The 19,192-nt window shown below is 71.8% G+C and carries 18 protein-coding genes and 2 pseudogenes; 10 read left to right on the forward strand and 10 right to left on the reverse strand.

The window, feature by feature from the left end; all coding sequences use genetic code 11:
- Positions 1-4: 4 nt before the first annotated feature.
- The 3 genes from AMYTH_RS0129485 to AMYTH_RS0129495 form a co-directional block, all read right to left on the reverse strand.
- Entirely contained in the window at positions 5-934 is a 930-nt protein-coding gene (locus AMYTH_RS0129485; RefSeq protein WP_027933272.1) for a bifunctional helix-turn-helix transcriptional regulator/GNAT family N-acetyltransferase, read from the reverse strand.
- Positions 935-1,143: 209 nt separating this feature from the next.
- Complete coding sequence (locus tag AMYTH_RS49675; protein ID WP_017985832.1) at positions 1,144-1,293, reverse strand: hypothetical protein; 150 nt, start codon at positions 1,291-1,293, stop codon at positions 1,144-1,146.
- A 218-nt stretch (positions 1,294-1,511) separates the two neighbouring features.
- Entirely contained in the window at positions 1,512-2,708 is a 1,197-nt protein-coding gene (locus AMYTH_RS0129495) for an ATP-binding protein (RefSeq protein ID WP_027933273.1), read from the reverse strand.
- 207 nt (positions 2,709-2,915) lie between these two features.
- Between AMYTH_RS0129495 and AMYTH_RS45900 the strand changes: the two genes are divergently transcribed.
- Entirely contained in the window at positions 2,916-3,446 is a 531-nt protein-coding gene (locus tag AMYTH_RS45900) for a DoxX family protein (RefSeq protein ID WP_037322764.1), read from the forward strand.
- Here the strand turns inward: AMYTH_RS45900 and AMYTH_RS0129505 are convergent.
- Positions 3,443-4,456: a helix-turn-helix transcriptional regulator gene (locus AMYTH_RS0129505; protein WP_051362852.1), complete on the reverse strand. Its 1,014-nt coding sequence runs from the start codon at positions 4,454-4,456 to the stop codon at positions 3,443-3,445. The genes AMYTH_RS45900 and AMYTH_RS0129505 overlap by 4 nt on opposite strands.
- Before the next feature lie 87 nt (positions 4,457-4,543).
- Here AMYTH_RS0129505 and AMYTH_RS0129510 point away from each other — a divergent pair, with 87 nt between their 5' ends.
- A complete protein-coding gene (locus AMYTH_RS0129510) occupies positions 4,544-4,981 on the forward strand; it encodes an ester cyclase (protein ID WP_027933275.1) in 438 nt (145 codons plus the stop codon).
- Here the strand turns inward: AMYTH_RS0129510 and AMYTH_RS45905 are convergent.
- Positions 4,959-6,231 (reverse strand): annotated as a pseudogene (locus tag AMYTH_RS45905) (acetyl-CoA C-acetyltransferase). The gene AMYTH_RS0129510 and the pseudogene AMYTH_RS45905 sit on opposite strands and share 23 nt — an antisense overlap.
- Positions 6,232-6,313: 82 nt before the next feature.
- On the opposite strand from AMYTH_RS45905, the gene AMYTH_RS0129520 reads away from it, so the two are divergent.
- A complete protein-coding gene (locus AMYTH_RS0129520) occupies positions 6,314-7,660 on the forward strand; it encodes a 3-oxoacyl-ACP reductase (protein ID WP_027933276.1) in 1,347 nt (448 codons plus the stop codon).
- Complete coding sequence (locus AMYTH_RS0129525; RefSeq protein ID WP_027933277.1) at positions 7,660-8,565, forward strand: MaoC family dehydratase; 906 nt, start codon at positions 7,660-7,662, stop codon at positions 8,563-8,565. Before AMYTH_RS0129520 ends, AMYTH_RS0129525 begins: the two co-directional genes overlap by 1 nt.
- Here AMYTH_RS0129525 and AMYTH_RS0129530 read toward each other — a convergent pair.
- Positions 8,531-9,196: a TetR/AcrR family transcriptional regulator gene (locus AMYTH_RS0129530; RefSeq protein ID WP_084022706.1), complete on the reverse strand. Its 666-nt coding sequence runs from the start codon at positions 9,194-9,196 to the stop codon at positions 8,531-8,533. The genes AMYTH_RS0129525 and AMYTH_RS0129530 overlap by 35 nt on opposite strands.
- A gap of 58 nt (positions 9,197-9,254) precedes the next feature.
- On the opposite strand from AMYTH_RS0129530, the pseudogene AMYTH_RS45910 reads away from it, so the two are divergent.
- Positions 9,255-9,805: pseudogene (locus tag AMYTH_RS45910) on the forward strand (SCP2 sterol-binding domain-containing protein).
- On the opposite strand, the gene AMYTH_RS0129540 reads toward AMYTH_RS45910, so the two are convergent.
- The 3 genes from AMYTH_RS0129540 to AMYTH_RS0129550 all read right to left on the reverse strand — a co-directional run bounded on the left by AMYTH_RS0129540 (position 9,802) and on the right by AMYTH_RS0129550 (position 12,300).
- Entirely contained in the window at positions 9,802-10,224 is a 423-nt protein-coding gene (locus AMYTH_RS0129540) for an FxsA family protein (protein ID WP_017985824.1), read from the reverse strand. The pseudogene AMYTH_RS45910 and the gene AMYTH_RS0129540 overlap by 4 nt on opposite strands.
- Positions 10,225-10,767: 543 nt before the next feature.
- Entirely contained in the window at positions 10,768-11,412 is a 645-nt protein-coding gene (locus AMYTH_RS0129545; RefSeq protein WP_027933279.1) for an alpha/beta hydrolase, read from the reverse strand.
- 45 nt (positions 11,413-11,457) lie between these two features.
- Positions 11,458-12,300 (reverse strand): SAM-dependent methyltransferase, encoded by an 843-nt coding sequence (locus tag AMYTH_RS0129550; RefSeq protein WP_027933280.1) that lies wholly within the window; start codon positions 12,298-12,300, stop codon positions 11,458-11,460.
- A gap of 58 nt (positions 12,301-12,358) precedes the next feature.
- On the opposite strand from AMYTH_RS0129550, the gene AMYTH_RS0129555 reads away from it, so the two are divergent.
- Both AMYTH_RS0129555 and AMYTH_RS0129560 read left to right on the forward strand, forming a co-directional pair.
- Positions 12,359-13,000 carry a hypothetical protein gene (locus AMYTH_RS0129555; RefSeq protein WP_027933281.1) on the forward strand — a complete coding sequence of 214 codons (642 nt, stop codon included), beginning with the start codon at positions 12,359-12,361 and terminating at the stop codon, positions 12,998-13,000.
- An 85-nt stretch (positions 13,001-13,085) separates the two neighbouring features.
- Positions 13,086-14,879 carry an NHL domain-containing thioredoxin family protein gene (locus AMYTH_RS0129560; protein WP_027933282.1) on the forward strand — a complete coding sequence of 598 codons (1,794 nt, stop codon included), beginning with the start codon at positions 13,086-13,088 and terminating at the stop codon, positions 14,877-14,879.
- Here the strand turns inward: AMYTH_RS0129560 and AMYTH_RS0129565 are convergent.
- A complete protein-coding gene (locus tag AMYTH_RS0129565) occupies positions 14,830-15,453 on the reverse strand; it encodes a TetR/AcrR family transcriptional regulator (protein ID WP_027933283.1) in 624 nt (207 codons plus the stop codon). The genes AMYTH_RS0129560 and AMYTH_RS0129565 overlap by 50 nt on opposite strands.
- 55 nt (positions 15,454-15,508) lie before the next feature.
- On the opposite strand from AMYTH_RS0129565, the gene AMYTH_RS0129570 reads away from it, so the two are divergent.
- The 3 genes from AMYTH_RS0129570 (at position 15,509) to AMYTH_RS0129580 (ending at position 19,169) form a co-directional block, all read left to right on the forward strand.
- Complete coding sequence (locus AMYTH_RS0129570) at positions 15,509-16,855, forward strand: carboxypeptidase regulatory-like domain-containing protein (RefSeq protein ID WP_027933284.1); 1,347 nt, start codon at positions 15,509-15,511, stop codon at positions 16,853-16,855.
- 71 nt (positions 16,856-16,926) lie between these two features.
- The gene (locus AMYTH_RS0129575; RefSeq protein WP_051079572.1) at positions 16,927-17,220 is read left to right on the forward strand and encodes a GroES family chaperonin; all 294 of its coding nucleotides are present in this window, start codon (positions 16,927-16,929) and stop codon (positions 17,218-17,220) included.
- A gap of 17 nt (positions 17,221-17,237) precedes the next feature.
- Entirely contained in the window at positions 17,238-19,169 is a 1,932-nt protein-coding gene (locus AMYTH_RS0129580) for a VanW family protein (protein WP_027933285.1), read from the forward strand.
- Positions 19,170-19,192 lie beyond the last annotated feature (23 nt).

Raw genomic sequence — 19,192 nt, forward strand, 5'->3', positions numbered from 1 at the left:
GTGGTCACAACTCCCGCCGCCAGGTCTCGCCGACGAGGTCGTGGCCGAAGCTGTGGTGGGGTTGCGAGTCGACGAGTTCGAACCCCGCCCGCCGGTAGATGTGCCGCGCGGCGACCAGGACGCTGTTGGTCCACAGTTCCATCGCGGTGTAGCCGTGCGCCCGCGCGAAGGCCAGGCACTCGTCCACCAGGCGCTTGCCGACGCCGCGCCCGCGGGCGTGCGGTTCGACGAGCAGCAGGCGCAGTTTCGCGGTCTTGTCGTCCGAGCCGCGGACGCAGAACACGGAGCCGACGCGCTCCCCGCCCAGCTCGGCGATCCACCCGGCCTCGCGCGCCGGGTCGTAGTGGTCGACGTAGTCGGCGATGATTCGGGCGACGAGGGCTTCGTAGGTGGCGTCCCAGCCGTACTCCTGCGCGTAGATCGCGCCGTTGCGCTGCACGACCCAGCCGAAGTCGCCGGGCCGGGGCGGGCGCAGCACGAGCGCCGGGGCGGGTTCGCGTTCGCCGACGAGGTGGCGGATGGTGCGCATCGACGTGACCAGACGGTGCTGGTCGTCGTCGGTGAGGCGGCTGAGCAGCTGGCCGATCTGTTCGACGGTGCGGTCCTCGAGGACCTGCTGCTCGGCGCGGCCGGCCTCGGTGAGCCGGACGAGCTGGCGGCGGCCGTCGGTCTCGTGGCGCTCGCGGACCAGCAGGCCGCGGCTTTCCAGTCGGCCGAGCAGGCGGCTGGCGTACCCGGCGTCCAGGTCGAGGCGGCGCCGCAGCTCGGCGACCTCGGTGACGCCCTCCTGGGCGAGCTCGTAGAGCACGCGGGCCTCGCCGAGGGAGTAGTCGCTGCCGACGAGGCCTTCTTCGAGGACCCCGATGAGGCCGGTGTAGAGCCGGTTGAAGGCGCGGACCTGGGTGATGCGGTCGAGCAGTGGCAGGCTGTTCATTGACCACCTCAAGAAACTCGTTGACTGAGTCAAACAGTACTCGGGTGGAGGTGGGCCGCAACTGGTTTTTTCGAGGTGGGAGCCCAGGAATTGGAAAACCCCGTGATGCTGCCAGGTCGGGGGTCCGCCAGCATCACGGGGTCATCTGGGGTATCGCCACTTCCCCTGGTGGCGTTACAACCTGATCTATTTGTGGCCTAGCTCACGCTTCAGCGCAAGTTGGACTGACGCGCCTGGGCGATGGCGATCAGCTCCTGGCGGACCGTCACGGAGCCGGCGGTGTCGATCGCGCGGCTCAGCGCCCGGCGGGTGCGCGCCTCGGCGCGGCGGGCTCGGAGCTTGGCGGCGATGTTGCTCATCGGTGTTCGCATCCCTCGTGCATCTCGGTGGCTGTGCTTCCAGTATGCACCTTTTTTCACAAGGTCGCCAACGATTATCCGGTGAGCTAGCGCACTTGCCTACGAATCATCGGCAAGAGCCGGATCTTGCGGAAGATCGATAAATCTAGCTTGATCACTAGAAAGCGGTAGAGACTGTCAGATGCGGCTGCCCGCCCGAGCGGCGAAAAAGATCGGCTTCAGTCGACGGCGCGGCTGAGCAGGTAGTGCCCGAAGTGCGGCACGGTGAAGGCGATGTGCCCGCGCTCCGCGGAGTACACCAGCCCCTTCTTCATCAGCGAATCCCGCGCCGGGGACAGTGACGAGGGCTTGCGGCCCAGGTAGACCGCCACATCCGAGGTGCCGGCGCTCTCGTCCCGGCCCTGGGTCAGCTCCGCCATCGCCCGCAGGTACTCGCGTTCCGCCGGCGTCGCGCGTTCGTAGCGGGAGCCGAAGAAGCCGACCGCCAGTTCCTGCTCGGCCTCCGGCGCGGCGACCTGCACGTCCTGCACGGTGATCGGGTCGTCCGGCGCCGCGTCCCACGCCGCTTTCGCGTAGGCCTGGATGAAGTACGGGTACCCGCCGGAGGCGTCGAACAACGCGTCCAGCGCTTCGGGCTCGATGCCGGCGTCCTCCCGCTCGATGGGCGCCAGCACGGCCCGGTCGGCCTCTTCCCGGTTCAGCCGGTCGATGCGCACGTACCGGAACAGCCGCTCCGAGTAGGACTTCGACGCCGACAGCACCGCGGGCACGTGCGGCAGCCCGGCCCCGACCACCACCAGCGGCGCGCCCGACTGGGACAGCTCGTGGCACGCCGCGCACAGCGCCGACACGTCGTCCGCCTGCAGGTCCTGGATCTCGTCGATCAGCAGCGCCACGCCGGTGCCGACGTCCGCGGCCAGCTCGGCCACGTCGGTGAACAGCTCGACCAGGTCGATCTCGATGTCCCCGGAATCGGCGCGGCCCTGCGCGGCCGGCACATCGATGCCCGGCTGCCACCGGTCCCGCAGCTTCGCGTCCGCCTTGTTCGACCGCAGCGCGAACGCCTTCAGCACGCCGAGAACCTCTTCGACCCGGTCCGGCGCCCGGTGCCGCACCGCCAGGTCGCGGATCGCGCGGTGCAGGGCCGCCGACAGCGGCCGCCGCAGTTCCGCGTCCGGGCGCGCCTCGATCTTGCCCGCGCCCCACTTGTGCTTCACGGCCATCGACCGCAGCTCGCCGAGCAGGACGGTCTTCCCGACGCCCCGCAGGCCGGTGAGCACGAGACTGCGTTCCGGGCGGCCACGGGCGACCCGCTGCAGCACCACCTCGAACGCGGTCAGCTCGCGTTCACGGCCCGCCAGCTCCGGCGGCCGCTGTCCCGCGCCCGGCGCGAACGGGTTGCGGATCGGGTCCACTCTGCCAACGTATCGGCGCGTCTAGCGCGACCCCGATATTTGGGGAGATTCCGCTACCGGCGTGTCGCTACCCGTTTATAGGGCTATCTAGCTGGCGGGCTAGAAAACGTTAGGGATGAACAGACGCGGGAATGGGTAGATCCTCGACGTGACATGTCGCATCCGAGGAAGGCGAGGATCGTGATCTTGCGTCGACTGGCCCGCCCCATGCTGGCGAGCATCTTCATCTACGGCGGCATCAACGCCCTGAGGCAGGCCGAGGGGCACGCCGAGGCGGCCAAACCCGTGCTCGACAAGGTCGGCGAGCAGCAGGACAAGCTGCCCGACGCGCTCCCAACCGACCCGGTGAGCCTGGTCAAGATCGACGCGGGGGTGAAGATCGCGGCAGGCACCTTGTTCGCGTTCGGCAAGTTCCCGCGGCTGTCCGCGCTGGCGCTGGTCGGCAGCCTGGTGCCGACGACCGTCGCCGGTCACCCGTTCTGGGAGGCCAAGGACCCGCAGCAGAAGCAGGAACAGCTGATTCACCTGCTCAAGAACGCCGGCCTGGCCGGTGGTCTGCTGATCGCGGCCGCCGACACCGAGGGCAAGCCGTCGCTGGGCTGGCGCGCCCGCCGCGCCGCCGACAAGGCGAGCAAGCAGGCGCACAAGGCGACCGAGAAGGCGAGCAAGCAGGCGCACAAGGCGTCGAAGCAGATCCAGTCCACTGCCGCGTCCGCCCGCGACGTCCTGCCGGTCTAACCGAGCAGGCGGATCACCAGGTCCCGGCGGCTGCGCACGCCGACCTTGTCGAACACGGCCTTGAGGTGGTCTTGCACGGTGTGCGCGGAGATGTGCAGCTGGTCGCTGATCGCGCGGGTCGGCAGGCCACGCAGGACCAGCGTGGCGACGTCGGCCTCGCGCGTGGTCAGCCCGTGCGCGGCCAGCACCAGCGGAGCCGCCGCGCGCGCCTCGGCCGGTTCGACCACGACGGCCAGCTGCCCGGTGCCGGTGAGCCGCGAGGCGTGCAGCGTGAGCCACGAGCCGTCGGCGCCACGCACCCGGGCACTCGGCAAGGCGCTACCGGACCGCAGCGCGGCGGCGACCGCGTACACCGGCAGGGGCAGCGGAGCTCCAGGCGGGAGCAGGGACAACAGGTGCTCGGCGTCGGGGGTCAGCGAGACGAGCCGCAGGTCGTCGGTCAGCAGCACCACTCCCGGCCGGTGGTCCGCGGCGGCCGGGCCGTCCACGAGAGCAGCGGTGCGGATGGCGTGCGCGAGATGAGGGGCGAGACGGGCGAGCGCGGTCTTCTCGGTGGCGGTGAAGCCGAGCAGACCGTCCTCGCGGTGCAGGCAGAGGTAGCCCCAGCAGCGGCCGCCGGTCACGAGTGCCGCGCGCATCTCGTCACCGAGCCCGAGCGGGCGCATGATCTCGCGGTAGCGCTCGCTGGCCCAGCGGTCCCGCCCGGTGGCGCCGTCCAGCGTGGCGACCGGCCTGCCGGACGTGACCAGCCCGGCGAAGGTGTTCACGTCGCCGCCGCCGAACTCGTTGTCCAGGAACAACGGTGTCGCGGTGTCCAGCGGCGGGTCCGGCCAGGCGCCGGTGAACAGCAGCGTCTCCGGATCGGCGGTCGCGAAGAACGTCGCGTCCGAGGGCACCACGCGACGCAGGGCCCGCAGCACCTCCCGCCGGACGCCGGTGGTGTCCAGGCCGCTGTGCGACAGGCGGATCACGTCGTGCTCGGCGCGGACCGCACTGGCCGATCGCCGCATGGGCCCAGTGTGCGCCCCCGCCGTGCCCCGCGGAAATCCCAGACACGTGGGATGGTCCCGGGGTTCCCACCGACGCAGGATCACCGCATGACCATTGACCAGCTCAGCAGCAACAAGCAACTCGTCGAGGACTTCATCCAGGACCTGTTCACCAAGGGCGACCTGGACGCCGTCGACCGCTACCTCGACCCCGCCTTCGTCAACCACGACCCGCCGTTCCCGGGCATCCCGGACGGGCCCGACGGCATGCGCCAGGCCGCAGCGATGATGCGCCTGGCGATGCCCGACTGGCACAGCGACGTCGAGCGGCTCGTCGCCGAAGACGACATCGTCGTGGAGGTGTTCACCGCCCGCGGCACCCACCAGGGCGAGCTGATGGGCGTGCCGGGCACCGGCCGCACGATCTCCCTGCGTGGCATCAACGTCTTCCGTGTGCAGGGCGATCGCATCACCGAGCGCTGGGGCAGGCTCGACCAGCTCGGCCTGCTCCAGCAGCTCGGGCTCACTTCTCCAGGATCGCCGTGATGCCCTGGCCGCCCGCGGCGCAGATCGAGATCAGGCCCCGCCCGGAGCCCTTCTCGTGCAGCAGCTTCGCCAGCGTCGCCACGATGCGGCCGCCCGTCGCCGCGAAGGGGTGGCCCGCGGCCAGCGACGAGCCGTTCACGTTCAGCTTCGACCGGTCGATCGGCCCGAGCGGCGCGTCCAGCCCGAGCTTCTCCTTGGCGAACGCCGGGCTCTCCCACGCCTTCAACGTCGCGAGCACCTGGGGAGGCGAACGCCTCGTGGATCTCGTAGAAGTCGAAGTCCTGCAGCGTCAGGCCGGCCTTCGCCAGCATCCGCGGCACCGCGTACGCCGGGGCCATCAGCAGGCCCTCGCCGCCGTGCACATAGTCCACCGCCGCGGTCTCCGAGAACGTCAGGTACGCCAGGACCGGCAGCTTCCGCGCGGCGGCCCACTCCTCGGTGGCCAGCAGGACGGTCGACGCGCCGTCGGTCAGCGGGGTCGAGTTGCCCGCGGTCATCGTCCCGTCGGGGCCGCCGAACACCGGCTTGAGCTTGGCCAGCTTCTCCGCGGTCGAGTCCGGCCGCAGGTTCTGGTCGCGGGACAGCCCGAGGTAGGGCGTCACCAGGTCGTCGAAGAACCCGCGCTCGTAGGCCGCGGCGAGGCGCTGGTGGCTGGTCGCGGCGAGGACGTCCTGCTCCTCGCGCGAGATCTCCCACTCCTTGGCCGTCAGCGACGCGTGCTCGCCCATCGACAGCCCGGTGCGCGGCTCGGCGTTGCGCGGGATCTCCGGCACGATCTGGCCGGGCCGCAGTTTGGTCAGCAGCTTGAGCCGCTGGCCCACCGTCTTCGCGGAGTTGAGCTGCACCAGGATGCGGCGCAGGTCGTCGTTCACCGCGAGCGGGGCGTCGGAGGTGGTGTCCACACCGCCGGCGATCGCCGAGTCGATCTGGCCGAGCGCGATCTTGTTCGCGACGTTGACGATCGCCTGCAGCCCGGTGCCGCACGCCATCTGGACGTCCGCGGCCGGGGTCTCCGGCGAGAGCTTGCTGCCCAGCACGCTCTCCCGGGCCAGGTTGAAGTCGCGCGCGTGCTTGAGCACGGCGCCCGCGGCGACCTCACCGATGCGCTCGCCCTGCAGCGCGAAGCGGCTCACCAGGCCGTCCAGGGCGGCGGTGAGCATGTCCTGGTTGGACGCGTTGGCGTAGCGGCCGTTCGACCGCGCGAACGGGATGCGGTTGCCGCCGACGATGGCGACGCGACGAACGTCCATCAATTCCTCCCACTGCGGTGGTGAGCCTCGGATGACAGTGTAACCTACTCACGAGTAGGTAAGCTCGGTAAGGAGGCACGTCATGGCCGACCGGTATCAGCAGTTCACCAAGACGCCGATCGGGAAGTTCCTGGTGCCCAAGCTCGGGCTGCCCAACCCGCCGGTGCTGCGCCGCTACCGCCCCGGCCAGCCCGCCCTCGATGGTCCCGCACTTTTCGGCGCCGCGCCCGGTGGACGGCTCGAAAAGACCGTGCAGAACCAGCTCGCGGCGGCCGGTATCACGGTGCTGACCGAGCCCGCGGGCGGCGACCAGCGCTACGGCGGCCTGGTGTTCGACGCCACCGGCATCACCGACCCGGCGCAGCTGCGTGAGGTGTACCTGTTCTTCCACCCGGTGATCCGCAAGATCGGCTACTGCGGCCGGGTCATCGTGCTCGGCACCCCGCCGGAGCTGGCCGACGGCCGGGAGCGGATCGCCCAGCGCGCGCTCGAAGGGTTCGTCCGCTCGGTCGGCAAGGAGCTCAAGCGCGGCGCGACCGCCCAGCTCGTCTACGTCGCGCCCGGCGCGGAGGAGGCCGCCGAGTCGACGCTGCGGTTCGTGCTGTCGGCCAAGTCGGCGTTCGTGGACGCCCAGGTGATCCGCGTCGGCGCCACCGGCACGCCGTCGGTGCCCGCGGTCGAGAACTGGGAGAAGCCGCTCGACGGCAAGGTCGCCCTGGTCACCGGCGCGTCCCGGGGCATCGGCGCGGCGATCGCCGAGGTGCTCGCCCGCGACGGCGCGCACGTGGTCGGCCTGGACATCCCGGCGCAGGGCGGCGAGCTGTCCGAGGTCGCCAACAAGGTCGGCGGTTCCGCGCTGCAGATGGACATCACCGCGGCGGACGCGCCGGACAAGCTCGCCGCCTACCTGAAGGAGCGGCACGGCGGGGTCGACATCGTCGTGCACAACGCGGGCATCACGCGCGACAAGACGCTCGGCAACCTCACCGAGGGCGCCTGGGACGCGGTGATCACCGTGAACCTGGCCGCGCAGCTGGCGGTCAACGACAAGCTGCTGAGCGAGAAGGTGCTCCGCGAGAACGGCCGCATCATCGGCGTTTCGTCGATCGCGGGCATCGCGGGGAACGTGGGCCAGACCAACTACGGCACCAGCAAGGCCGGCGTGATCGGCATGGTGCAGGACGGCGCGCCGAAGCTCGCCGAGTACGGCGCCACCATCAACGCCGTCGCGCCCGGGTTCATCGAGACGAAGATGACCGCGGCGGTCCCGCTGTTCATCCGCGAGGCCGGGCGGCGGCTGTCCAGCCTCGGCCAGGGCGGGCTGCCGGTCGACGTCGCCGAGACGATCGCCTGGTACGCCAACCCGGCGTCGGCCGCGGTCAACGGCAACGTGGTCCGCGTCTGCGGCCAGGCTCTGCTGGGGGCGTGATGACGGTCAAGGAACTGCGTGAGGCGCCGAAGCTGGCGCCGTTGTACGCCAAGGCGTTGCTGCCGCACAGCGGTGGCGGCGGCCTGCCGGACACCGAGTACGTGCGCGCCGGCGTCGAGTTCGACCCGGCGCACGTGGCGGCCTACAACCAGGTCTGCGGGTTCCGGCTGGGCGACGAGCTGCCGGTGACCTACCCGCACATGCTCGCGTTCCCGCTGCAGATGGCGCTGATGACCCAGCCGGACTTCCCGTTCTCGCTGCTGGGCATGGTGCACGTCGCCAACCGCATCACGCAGCGCCGACCGGTGCGGCTGACCGACACCGGCACGGTGCGGGTGCGCGCGGAGAACCTGCGGCCGCACGAAAAGGGCCGCCAGTTCGACGTGATCAGCGAGTACACCACGGCCGACGGTCCGATTTGGACAGAGGTGAGCACGTACCTGCGGCGTGGCGGCGGCGAGGGCGGCGGGAAGCGCGAGCAGCTCGCGGCGCCCGCACCCAAGGCGATCTGGCGCGTGCCCGCCGACATCGGCCGCCGCTACGCCGAGGTGTCCGGTGACCGCAACCCGATCCACCTGCACCCGCTGACCGCGAAGCTGTTCGGGTTCCCGTCGGCGATCGCGCACGGCATGTGGACGAAGGCGCGGGTTCTCGCCGCGTTCGAGGGCAGGCTGCCGGACGCTTACACGGTGGACGTGAAGTTCAAGCTGCCCGTGCTGCTGCCGGCGAAGGTCGCGTTCACGTCTTGGCAGACGGGTGGCGGGTGTTACCGCGGCGCGAAGCGCCTCGATGAGGGGCGGCGGTCGGGTGGCGGGTGGGCATTCGAGCTGTGGGCGGCGAAGAAGCCGAAGCCGCATCTGGAGGGGACGATCACTCCTCCGGACGCCACACCGAACCCTCGATGAGGTCGTTGAACCCCAGCCACACCAGGTTCATCAGCCACGACGCGAGCACGCCGTCCGACACCTCGGAGTGATCGAGCCACCAGTCGGCCAGCGATTCGGCGGCTCCGACGAGCGCCACGGCGAGGGCCGGGCCGGAGAACTCGGCCCGGTTCCCCAGGCCCTTCTTCATGCCCGCGGTGACCACGAGCGCGGTGACCACCTCGATGGCGCGCGAGCGGAGCATGGTGATCTCGTCGGCGAACCGGCCGCCGACGGTCAGCGCCTGGCGGTGCAGGACCGTCCAGGAGTCCCGGTACTCGGCGACGAAGCGGTAGAACGACCGCAACCCGTGCCACAGCTGCATGTCCGGCGGCAGTTCCGAGCGCAGTCCGTCGCGGACCGCCTCCAGCAGGCGGCCTGCCTCCCGGCGGATGCACTTGGCGAACAGGTCCTCCTTGGCGCCCAGGTAGGAGTAGATCATCGGCTTGGAGACGCCGGCGACCTCGGAGATCTCGTCCATCGACGCGGAGTGGTAGCCGTGCCGGGAGAACACCTCCACGGCGGCGTCCAGGATCTGCCGTTCTCGCACGGCTCTGGGCAACCGCCGCGAGCGCGGGGTCTTCACGTCTTCCGTCACGCCGACCTCCTTCACGCCGAAACGCTACCTCCTCACCTCTCCGCCGGTAGAATCTCCGCCTGTGTCCGGCACAGTGGTCGACGCGTTCGCCCGCCAGATCGATCTGAGCAGGCTGTCCGCGGAGCAGTTCATCCAGCTGCTCGAAACTCTGCACATGCTGGGGTCGGCCGGGACCGGCGTGCACCTGAGCGGGCTGTCCACGGAAACGCTCGCCGACCTCGTGCGGCGCGCGTCGAAGGAGCAGCTCAGGGCGATCGGCGAGCACCCCGAGCTGCGGATGGTGTTCCTGGAGGAGATCTTCCGCCGGATGTCGGACCACTTCCTGGCGGAGAAGGCGCGGTATTCGAGCGTCGTGGTGTGCTGGCGGTTCCCGGGCGGTTCGGGGATCGGCGGGTACGACCGGTTCCAGACGGTCATCGAGGACGGCCGGTGCCACTCGGGGAAGGACCTGGGGCGCGAGCCGGACACGACGATCACGATCGCGCCGGACGACTTCTTCCGCGTGGCGACGGGCAACGCCGCGGTGGCGGCGATGTTCGTGACCGGGAAGGTCAAGGTGAAGGGCGAGTACGCGCCCGCGGTGCGGCTGTCGCGGGCTACTTCGATATTCCCAAGCCGGCCTAACCTTCGATGATCGGGCGGTTGGTGGTCTCCTTGTCGACCACCTCGCTGTCGACGACGATGAGCCGGTTCGGCATGCGGCGTTCGGCGCGCTTGAGCCAGGCCCGGCGGACGATGCCGCGGGTGGGCGGCAGCAGCAGCGCCAGCCCGGCGAGGTCGGAGAGGAAGCCTGGGATCATGATGAGCAACCCGCCGAACGCGACGAGCATGCCGTCGGTGATCTCCGCGTGCGGCGACCGGCCGGCACGGGCGGTGGCGAGGAACGCCTGAGCGGCGCGCGCCCCTTCCCGCCGGGCGAGCCAGGAGCCGAGGAACGCCCCGACGACGAGCAGCCCGAGCGTGCCGAGGAAGCCGATGAGGGAGCTGACCGCCCAAACGGCAGCCACCTCGGCGACGATGTAGAGCAGCAACACTACAGCCATACCCGTCCAACGCGCGGCGCGGGCGGATTTCTCCCGGGCCGGGGAGGAACGGTCCGGCCTCGCGTGGGGTGGTCAGCAGGTACTGCCGGGCGCCGCGGCCGTGCTCGGCGATCGCGCGAAGGGCCCGGGGCCGCGAGCGGCGGCGGAAGGCCCAGATCCAGGCCAGGAACTCGAGGGACAGACGTTCCGGGCAGCCCGGCGCCTGCCCGTCCCGCCCCCAGCCCCGCAGGACACGCAGGACGGCCCGGCGCAGGCAGACCCTCCGCGGCGGGTCGAGAAGGATCACGGTGTCGGCGGCGGCGAGCCGGATCTCCAGCGTGCCGCCGTAGTTCCCGTCGAGGAGCCACCGCTCGCCGGCGACCAGGACCCGCTGCCGCGCGGCGAACTCCCCGGCGGGCAGCGGCACCCAGCCCGGCTGCCAGTAGACGTGGTCGAGGTGGGTGACCGGGAGGTCGAGCAGCGGCGCCCAGCCGCCGGGAGAAGGTCGACTTGCCCGCCCCACCGCAGCCGAGCACCACGACGCGCCGCATGGCGCCCGGCCCGCTAGCCGACCTGTCGCAGCACGGCCGCCAGTTCCGCCGGCCGCGTCAGGAACGGGTGGTGCCCGCACGCCATCTCGACCACCGTGCCCGCCCGTTTCGCCTGCTCGCGCTGCACCTCCGGCGGCGTGGCCGGGTCGTCGGCGCACACCACGTACGTCGAGGGCAGCGAGCGCCACGCGGCGGCCCGCACCGGCTGGGTGAACGCCGCCGCGGTCTGCGGGACCAGTCGCGTCATGGCGCCGGCCGCAACCTCCGGGTCGCAGTCGTGCACGTAGCGCGGCGCGAGCGAGGGGCGCAGCGACACCAGTCCCTCCCCGGCGGGCTCCACCGGCGCCACGCCGCCGGTCACGTCGGCCAGGGACTCGCCCACGTCGGGCAGGTACGAGTCGACGTAGACCAGGTGCCGCGCCGCCCGGTGATCCGCCGCGGCCTCGGTCATCACCACTCCGCCGTAGGAGTGCCCGCACAGCACCGCGGGGCCGTCGTCCAGCGCCGCCCGCACCGCCGCGACGTCCGTGTACAGGTCACCCCCGCCACCGCAGCTGGGCAGCTCCACCGCCACGCTCTCCGGCAGCAGCGGCGTCATCCGGCTCCACCACCACGCGGCGTCACCGACCAGGGCCCCGTGCGCGAACACCACACGCATGCCCCCAACCTGGCACCGCCCGGCGGCTGCCGGAAGCGTGTTCGCTCAGGGCTTGCGGGCCACCCCGCCGAGGACGCGCGACTCCGAGGGCGCGTTCTTGAACAGGGTGGCCCGGTTCGGGTGCCACGCCGGCGCGTACACCAGCCCCGGTTCGAGCAGCTCCCAGTCGCCGAAGAAGCGGGCGAACTCGGCGCGGGTGCGCAGCTGCCCGGGGTTCGTGGTGCCCTCGTAGTACTCCACCAGGTCGGCCAGCGCACGCCGTTCCTCGTCGCTGCGCGGGTTCTCGTTCGTCATCTGCGACAGGACCAGCAGCGAGCCCGGTGCGAGCCGGTTCCGGAAGTAGGCCACCCGGCTGTCCGGGTCGTCGGCGTCCTTGATGAAGTGCAGCACCGCGTTGATCACGAGCGCGACCGGCTGCCGTGCGTCGACCATGCCGGTGTCCAGCACCCGTTCCCACAGGTCCTCGGCGTGCATGAAGTCGGCGGCGATCGCCACGTGCCGCGCCGGATCCGCGGTGTCGGCCAGCAGCAGCTGCGAGTGCGCGAGCGCGACCGGCTCGTTGTCCACGTACACGACCCGGGTGTCCCGCTGCGGGCGCGCGTCGTCGGCGACGTCGTGCACGTTGCCCGCCGTCGGCAGCCCCGACCCGATGTCGACGAACTGCCGCACCCCCAGCCGCGCGCACTCCCGCACCGCGCGGCCGAGGAACTGCCTGCTGGTCTTCATGTACTCGCCGATCAACGGCAGCCTGCGCCGGATCTTCTGCGCGAACTCCCGGTCGATCGCGTAGTTCGTCGTGCCGCCGATGAAGTAGTCGTAGACCCGCGCCGCGGACGGGCGGTCCAGACTGTTCTCCACAGCGCGCAACGCCTCGTCCATGCGTCCCATGGTAGTGATCAACGAAGTCCACATGTGATCCGAAATGAATTGCCCGTTTGGAGATGCGATGGGCGAATTCGTCCTGGTGCACAGCCCGCTCGTGGGTCCGCAGACCTGGCAGCGGGTCGCCGCCGAACTCCGCTCGCGCGGCCACCGCGTGGCCACCCCGTCGCTGGTCACCGCGCTCGACGGGCCGGGCCCGTACTACCCGCGGCTCTTCGACGCGGTCACCGAATCCGGCACGCTCGTGGTGCACAGCGGCGCGGGTGCGCTGGTCCCCGGGATCGCCGCCCGCACCGGCGCAGCGCGGGCCGTGTTCGTCGACGCCCTCCTGCCGCACCCGGGCCGGAGCTGGTTCGACACCGCGCCGCCCGAGCTGGCTCAGCGCCTGCGCGACCTGGCGACCGACGGCAGGCTCCCGCCGTGGCACGAGTGGTTCCCGCCCGGCACGGTCGAGGACCTGCTGCCCGACCCGGGGACCCGCGACGAGTTCCTGGCCGGGCTGCCCCGCGTTCCGCTCGCCTACTTCACCGAACCCGCGCCCGCGGAAGCCGAACCGCCCAGCGCCTACCTCCAGCTCAGCGCCGCCTACGACGAGGAGGCCCGCGAAGCCGCCGGGCGCGGCTGGCCCGTGCAGCGCCTGGACGCCCACCACCTCGCGCCGCTCACTGACCCCGCCACCATCGCGGCCGCGCTGGAGCGGCTGTGAGATTCCACATCGTGAGCTGCGGGAACAAGCGGATTCCCGCGTCTCGTTGAACCGTTCCGTGGCATCAGAGCAACGCCAGGCGCGCGTGCGCGCGCCCGAACTCGCCGGCGACGTGTGGCTGAACACCGGCGGCGAGACCGTCACGCTGGCCCAGCTGCGCGGCAAGATCGTGCTGCTCGACTTCTGGACCTCGGGCTGCATCAACTGCCTGCACGTCCTCGACGAGCTGCGCCCGCTGGAGGAGGAGTTCGCCGACGTGCTCGTCACGATCGGCGTGCACTCGCCGAAGTTCCTGCACGAGGGCGAGGCCGCGGCCATCGAGGCGGCCGTGCGCCGCTACGAGGTGCACCACCCGGTGCTCAACGACCCGGACATGACGACCTGGTCGCAGTACGCCGTGAAGGCCTGGCCGACCCTGGTGGTCGTCGACCCGCAGGGCTACGTCGTGCACACCGCCGCCGGCGAGGGGCACGCCGAGGCGTTGCGCCGGGTCATCGCCGAGCTCGTCGAGACCCACGACGCGAAGGGCACGCTGCGCCGCGGCGGCAACCCGTACGTGCCGGTCGAGGAGCAGCCCGCCGACCTGCGCTTCCCGAGCAAGGCGGTGGTCACCGCCGAGGGCCGCATCCTGGTCGCCGACACCGGCAACCACTCGATCGCCGAGTTCGCCTCCGACGGCGAGACCCTGATCCGCCGCTTCGGCAGCGGCGCCCGCGGCCGCGCCGACGGCGCCTTCGACGTCGCGAGCTTCGCCGAGCCGTCCGGTCTCACGCTGCTGCCCGCCGAGGTCGCCGACCAGGCCGGGTACCACCTGCTCGTCGCCGACACGGCGAACCACCTGCTGCGTGGCGTCGACCTGGTCACCGGCGAGGTCACCACGGTCGCCGGCACCGGCAACCAGTGGCGCGACGGCAACACCGACGGCGACGCGCTGTCGATCGACCTCACCAGCCCGTGGGACGTGATCTGGTGGGAGCCCGCGGGCGGCGCGGTCGTCGCGATGGCGGGCAACCACACGCTGGGCCTGTTCGACCCGCGCACCGGACGGATCTCCCGGTTCGCCGGCACGACCGTCGAGGGCTTGCGCGACGGCGCGGCTGTCGAGGCGTTCTTCGCGCAGACCTCCGGCCTGGCAATCCAGGGCGACCGGTTGTGGCTCGCCGACGCCGAGACCTCCGCGCTGCGCTACCTGGAGGACGGCGCCGTGCACACCGCGATCGGCACCGACCTGTTCTCCTTCGGCCACCGGGACGGCGACGCCGCGGACGCGCTGCTGCAGCACCCGCTGGGCGTCGCGGTGCTGGCCGACGGCACGATCGCCATCGCGGACACGTACAACGGCGCCATCCGCCACTACGACCCGGCGAGCGGCAAGGTCGCCACGCTCGCCACGGACCTCGCCGAGCCGTCCGGCCTGCTGGTCACCGGGGACGCGCTGCTGGTCGTCGAGTCGGCCGCGCACCGCCTCACCGCGCTGCCGCTGACCGCGGACGGGCAGCAGGTCGCCGGGGACGCGCTCGCCGTGCGCCGTCCGCCGACCGAGCTGGCCGCCGGCACGGTCGAGTTCTCCGTCGTCTTCACCCCGCCGCCGGGCGAGAAGCTCGACGACCGGTTCGGCCCGTCAACCCGCCTGCAGGTGACGGCCGCGCCGCCGGAGCTGCTGGCCGAGGGCGAGGGCACCGGCACCGAGCTGACCCGCACGCTCAAGATCGCCGAGGGGCACACCGAGGGTGTGCTGCAGGTCGTGGCGCAGGCCGCGAGCTGCGACGCCGACGCCGAGCACCCGGTCTGCCGGGTCACCCGGCAGGACTGGGGCGTGCCGATCCGGATCACGCCGGACGGGCCGGACCGCCTCCAGCTGATCCTCGCGGGGGCGTGAAGGCGCTCTCCAGCACGTCCATGGCCTGGTGGAACAACGTGACCAGGTCCGGATCCGAACCGGGCTGCCAGCGTCCGATGGCGGCCCGGTTCGCGCCGATCGCGGCCGCGGCCGTGGTCCGCACGTAGAGGTCGTCCACCGGCAGCCCGGTGCGCGCGGCCAGCGCTCCGGCCACCGCCTCTTCGAGCGTGCGGTTGGCCTGTGCCACCCGCGGCATCAGCTCCGGGTGCTCGCGCAGCAGCAGCGTCCGCTCGGTCCACACGTCGGTGGCGGCCAGTTCGGCGAAGCGCCCGGCGAACACCGCCCGTAACGCCGCCAGCGGCGACTCGTCCGCGGGCCGGTCCGCGATGCGCTGCCCGAGCGTGGCGGCCGCGATGTCCAGCGACAACACGGCCTCGTCCTTGGTCGCGAAGTAGTTGAAGAACGTCCGCGGCGACACCCCGGCGGCCGCGCAGATGTCCTCGACGGTCACCGCGTCCGGCCCGTGCCGCCGGTACAGCGTGACGGCCGCGTGGCGCAGGGCTTCGCGGGTGGCTTCCTTCTTGCGCTCGCGCAGACCGGTGGGCGGGCTCACGATTCTTACAGTACTGCATTTTTGCAGCGCGTGCAAAAAGTGATAACCTGACAGCATGGCGGAACATGTCGAAACCCAGGAACAAGAACCCGGAAAGCTCCGCACCCTGGCCGAAAGCCTGTGGTTCCCGGTCTTCTTCGCCCTCGGCTTCGTCTTCTGCTACCTGCTCGCGTTCCACGCGCCGTCGCCGCACCACATCGAGGTCGCGGTCGCCGACGAGACCGCCGCGGCACGCATCGAGGCGGCTTTGGGCCAGGCGAGCCCGGGCGCGTTCGACATCCAGCCGGTGGCCACCGCCGACCAGGCCCGCCAGGCGGTGCTCGACCGCGACGCGACCGCCGCCTACTCCGCCGATCCGGCGCACCCGACGCTGTTCGTCGCCAAGGCCGACGGCTACCTGCTCGAATCGGTCCTCAACCAGGCCTTCGCCCCGGTCGCGGCCCAGACCGGGCACGCGCTCACCGTCGTCGACCTCGCGCCGACCGAACCCGGCGACGCGATGGGCACCGGCCTGTTCTACCTGGTGCTGATCTGGAACATCCCCAGCTACATCGTCGTGATGATGTTGCTGCGGGCGGTCACGTTGAGCCGCCGCGCCAAGGTCGCCACGCTGGTCGGCTTCGGCGCCCTGCTCACCCTCATCGGCTACGCGGGCGGCGTCGCGATGGACGTCATCCCGAACGACCCGGTCGCGATCCCCGTCGCGTTCCTGCTCACGCAGGCCGTCTCGCTCACCTCGTTCGGCCTGGTGCCGCTGGTCAAGCAGTGGTTCCCGGGGGTGGCGATGGGCCTGTTCGTGCTGCTGTCGATGCCGTCCAGCGGCGGCGCGGTGCCGGTCCAGATGGTGCCCGGGTTCTTCCGCGCGCTGCACCCCGTCTTCCCGATGGGCAACCTGATCGAGGCCCTGCGCGGCATCTTCTACTTCGACGGGCGGGGCGTGCTGCGCCCGGTGCTGGTGCTGTGCGGGTGGGTCCTGCTCGGCGTCGTGCTGATCGCCGGTCACGCGCTCATCCAGCGCCGCACGGCGGGCACCGTCGACGAGCCGCCGGTCGAGGACCCGGTCTTCGAGATGCCGCAGCCGACCGCGGTCCCGGCGCACCACCGCCACTTCGGCGAGCCGGTGCCGACGCTGACCGGCGCGGTCCGCGCGGCCGACGGTTCGCCGGTCCCGGGTGCCGCGGTGACGGTGATGGACGGCCGCGGGCACCAGCTCGTCCGCACGACGGCCGACGACGAGGGCCGCTACGCGGTCGCCGGTCTGCCGGAGCAGTTCGTCGACCTGGTCGTCTCCGCGCCCGGGTTCGAGGCGACCGCGAGCCGCGCGCTCGTGCGCGAGGGCGGGACCACGCACCGGGACTTCACCCTGCGCGGACGGCAACCGCTGGTCTCCGCGGCACGCTGAGGGCACGTAGCATTACCGGCGTGTCGGAAGCCAAGAACCTGCCGGACGCCGCGGCGAAGCTGGAAATCCAGATGCTGCACGACCGCGTCCTCGTCCGGGTCTCCGCGGAGGAGGGAGAGCGCCGCAGCAGCGGCGGCATCGTGATTCCGGCGACCGCTCAGGTGGCGCGCCGTCTCGCGTGGGGCGACGTACTGGGGGTAGGCAGTAATGTACGGAACGTGAAGGTCGGCGACCGCGTGCTGTTCAACCCCGAGGACCAGCTCGAGGTCGAGGTCCAGGGCGAGGCGTACCTGGTGATGCGGGAGCGCGACATCCACGCGGTGGCCACCGAGCGCACGGAGCACGGGACGGGCCTGTACTTGTAACGCGTCCGGGAGGAAGCGTGGGGCGGGACGACCAGTACTGGCCGGAGCGGGACCTCGATTCCCTCCGGGACGCCGAGACCGCGGTCGGACCGCGTCCGCCCGCCGAGTTCCTGCTGGACGACCCGCTCGACGCGACCGAGGACGCACTGGCCGGCGAGCTTCTCGAGGTCGGCGACGCGCCCGTGGCGCCACCGTCCCCCACCAAGCGCTTCCTGGCCCGCGCGCTCATGGTCGCCGGCTGCCTGCTGGGGGTCGGGGTCATCCTCTACGGCGCGGACCTGATCGTCAGCGCCGGTGACGTCCCGCGCGGGGTCACGGTCGCCGGTGTGAAGGTCGGCGGGCTCAGCCGGGACGACGCCGAGGCGAAGCTGCGCCGCGAGCTGGGCCCGCGCCTGAACGCGCCGGTCCCGATCGAGGCCGGCGACGTGCGCACCACGCTCGACCCGGCGCGGTCGGGCCTGTCCGTCGACTGGTCGTCGACCGTCGTGCAGGCCGGGCGGCAGCCGCTCGACCCGCTCGACCGGATCACGTCGTTCTTCCGCACCCGCGAGGTCGGGGTCGTCACGTCGACCGACCCGGACGAGCTGCACCAGTCGATCGCGCGGCTGGCCGCCGAGCGCATCAACCACCCGCCGACCGAGGGCAGCATCGGGTTCGTGACGGTGCCGGGCACCGACGGCGGGGTGAACCCGTACCCGATCGAGCCGCGCGACGGGCAGGACCTGGTCGACGTCAAGGGCGCCGGGGACATCCTGCGTGCGACCTGGCTGGACAAGAGCGGCGTGCGGCTGCCGGTCGTGCTGACGCCGGTCAAGGTCACCTCGGCCGGGGTGCACTCGGCGCTGGAGCGGCTGGTCGCGCCCGCGGTCGCCAAGCCGGTCACGCTGCACGGCGACGGCGCCGACGCGGTGCTCAAGCCCAGCGCGATCGCCGCCGCCCTGAAGTTCAGCCCGGCCGACGGCGGCGCGCTGCGGGTCGAGGCCGATCCGGTGAAGCTGCAGCAGGCGGTGCGGGACCCGCTGGCGTCCACGGAGAAGCGCGGCAAGGACGCGCAGATCGTGTTCGCCGGTGGCGCGCCCGCCGTCCAGCCGTCCGAGGACGCGCGCAAGATCGACTGGAACCGGACGTTCCAGCCGCTGATGGACGTCCTCGCCAAGCCGGACGGCCGCGACCTGGCGGTGCGCTACCAGACGACGCGCCCCGAGACCACCACCGAGGACGCGAACGCGCTGGGCATCAAGGAGGTCGTCGGCGAGTTCACCACCAGCGGGCTGTCCGGCCCGGCCGCGACGAACGCGCGGATCATGGCGGACAAGGTGAACGGCACGATCCTGCGGCCCGGCGAGACCTTCAGCCTCAACGCGCGGGTGGGCGCCCGCAGCCAGTCGCAGGGGTACGTCCCGGCGCCGGTCAACGAGGACGGGTTCGGCCCGGAGGTCATCGGCGGCGGCTCGTCGCAGCTGGCGACCACCCTCTACAACGCGGCGTACTTCGCGGGCCTGACCGACGCCGGGCACACCGAGCACAGCTACCACCTGGACCGCTACCCGGCCGGCCGGGACGCCGTCGCGATCACCGCCGACGGGGCGGCGGTGGACCTGAAGTTCACCGACAGTCTCAAGAGCGGGGTGGCGATCCAGGCGTCGGTGTCCGGCGGCAGCGTCACGGTGAAGATCTGGGGCACGAAGCAGTACCGCGTGGAGTCCTCGACCGGTTCGTTCTCGGACTTCCGGCCACCTCCCCTGCAGCCCGGCGGCCCCGGCCCGGACTGCCACCCGTCCGGCGGCCGGCCCGGCTTCACCACGACCGACACCCGGGTGCTCTACGACGTGACCACGGGAGCCGAGGTCCGCCGCGACACCAGGACCGTCACGTACGCCCCGAAGCCGGCCGTGCTGTGTGGTTTCGGGGTGAGCTCCGAGCCCGGCCACGGCCCGGAAACCCGGTAGCGGAGCCGCCGGGGCCGCTGTCA

The sequence above is a fragment of the Amycolatopsis thermoflava N1165 genome, from assembly GCF_000473265.1.
Lineage (GTDB): Bacteria > Actinomycetota > Actinomycetes > Mycobacteriales > Pseudonocardiaceae > Amycolatopsis_E > Amycolatopsis_E thermoflava.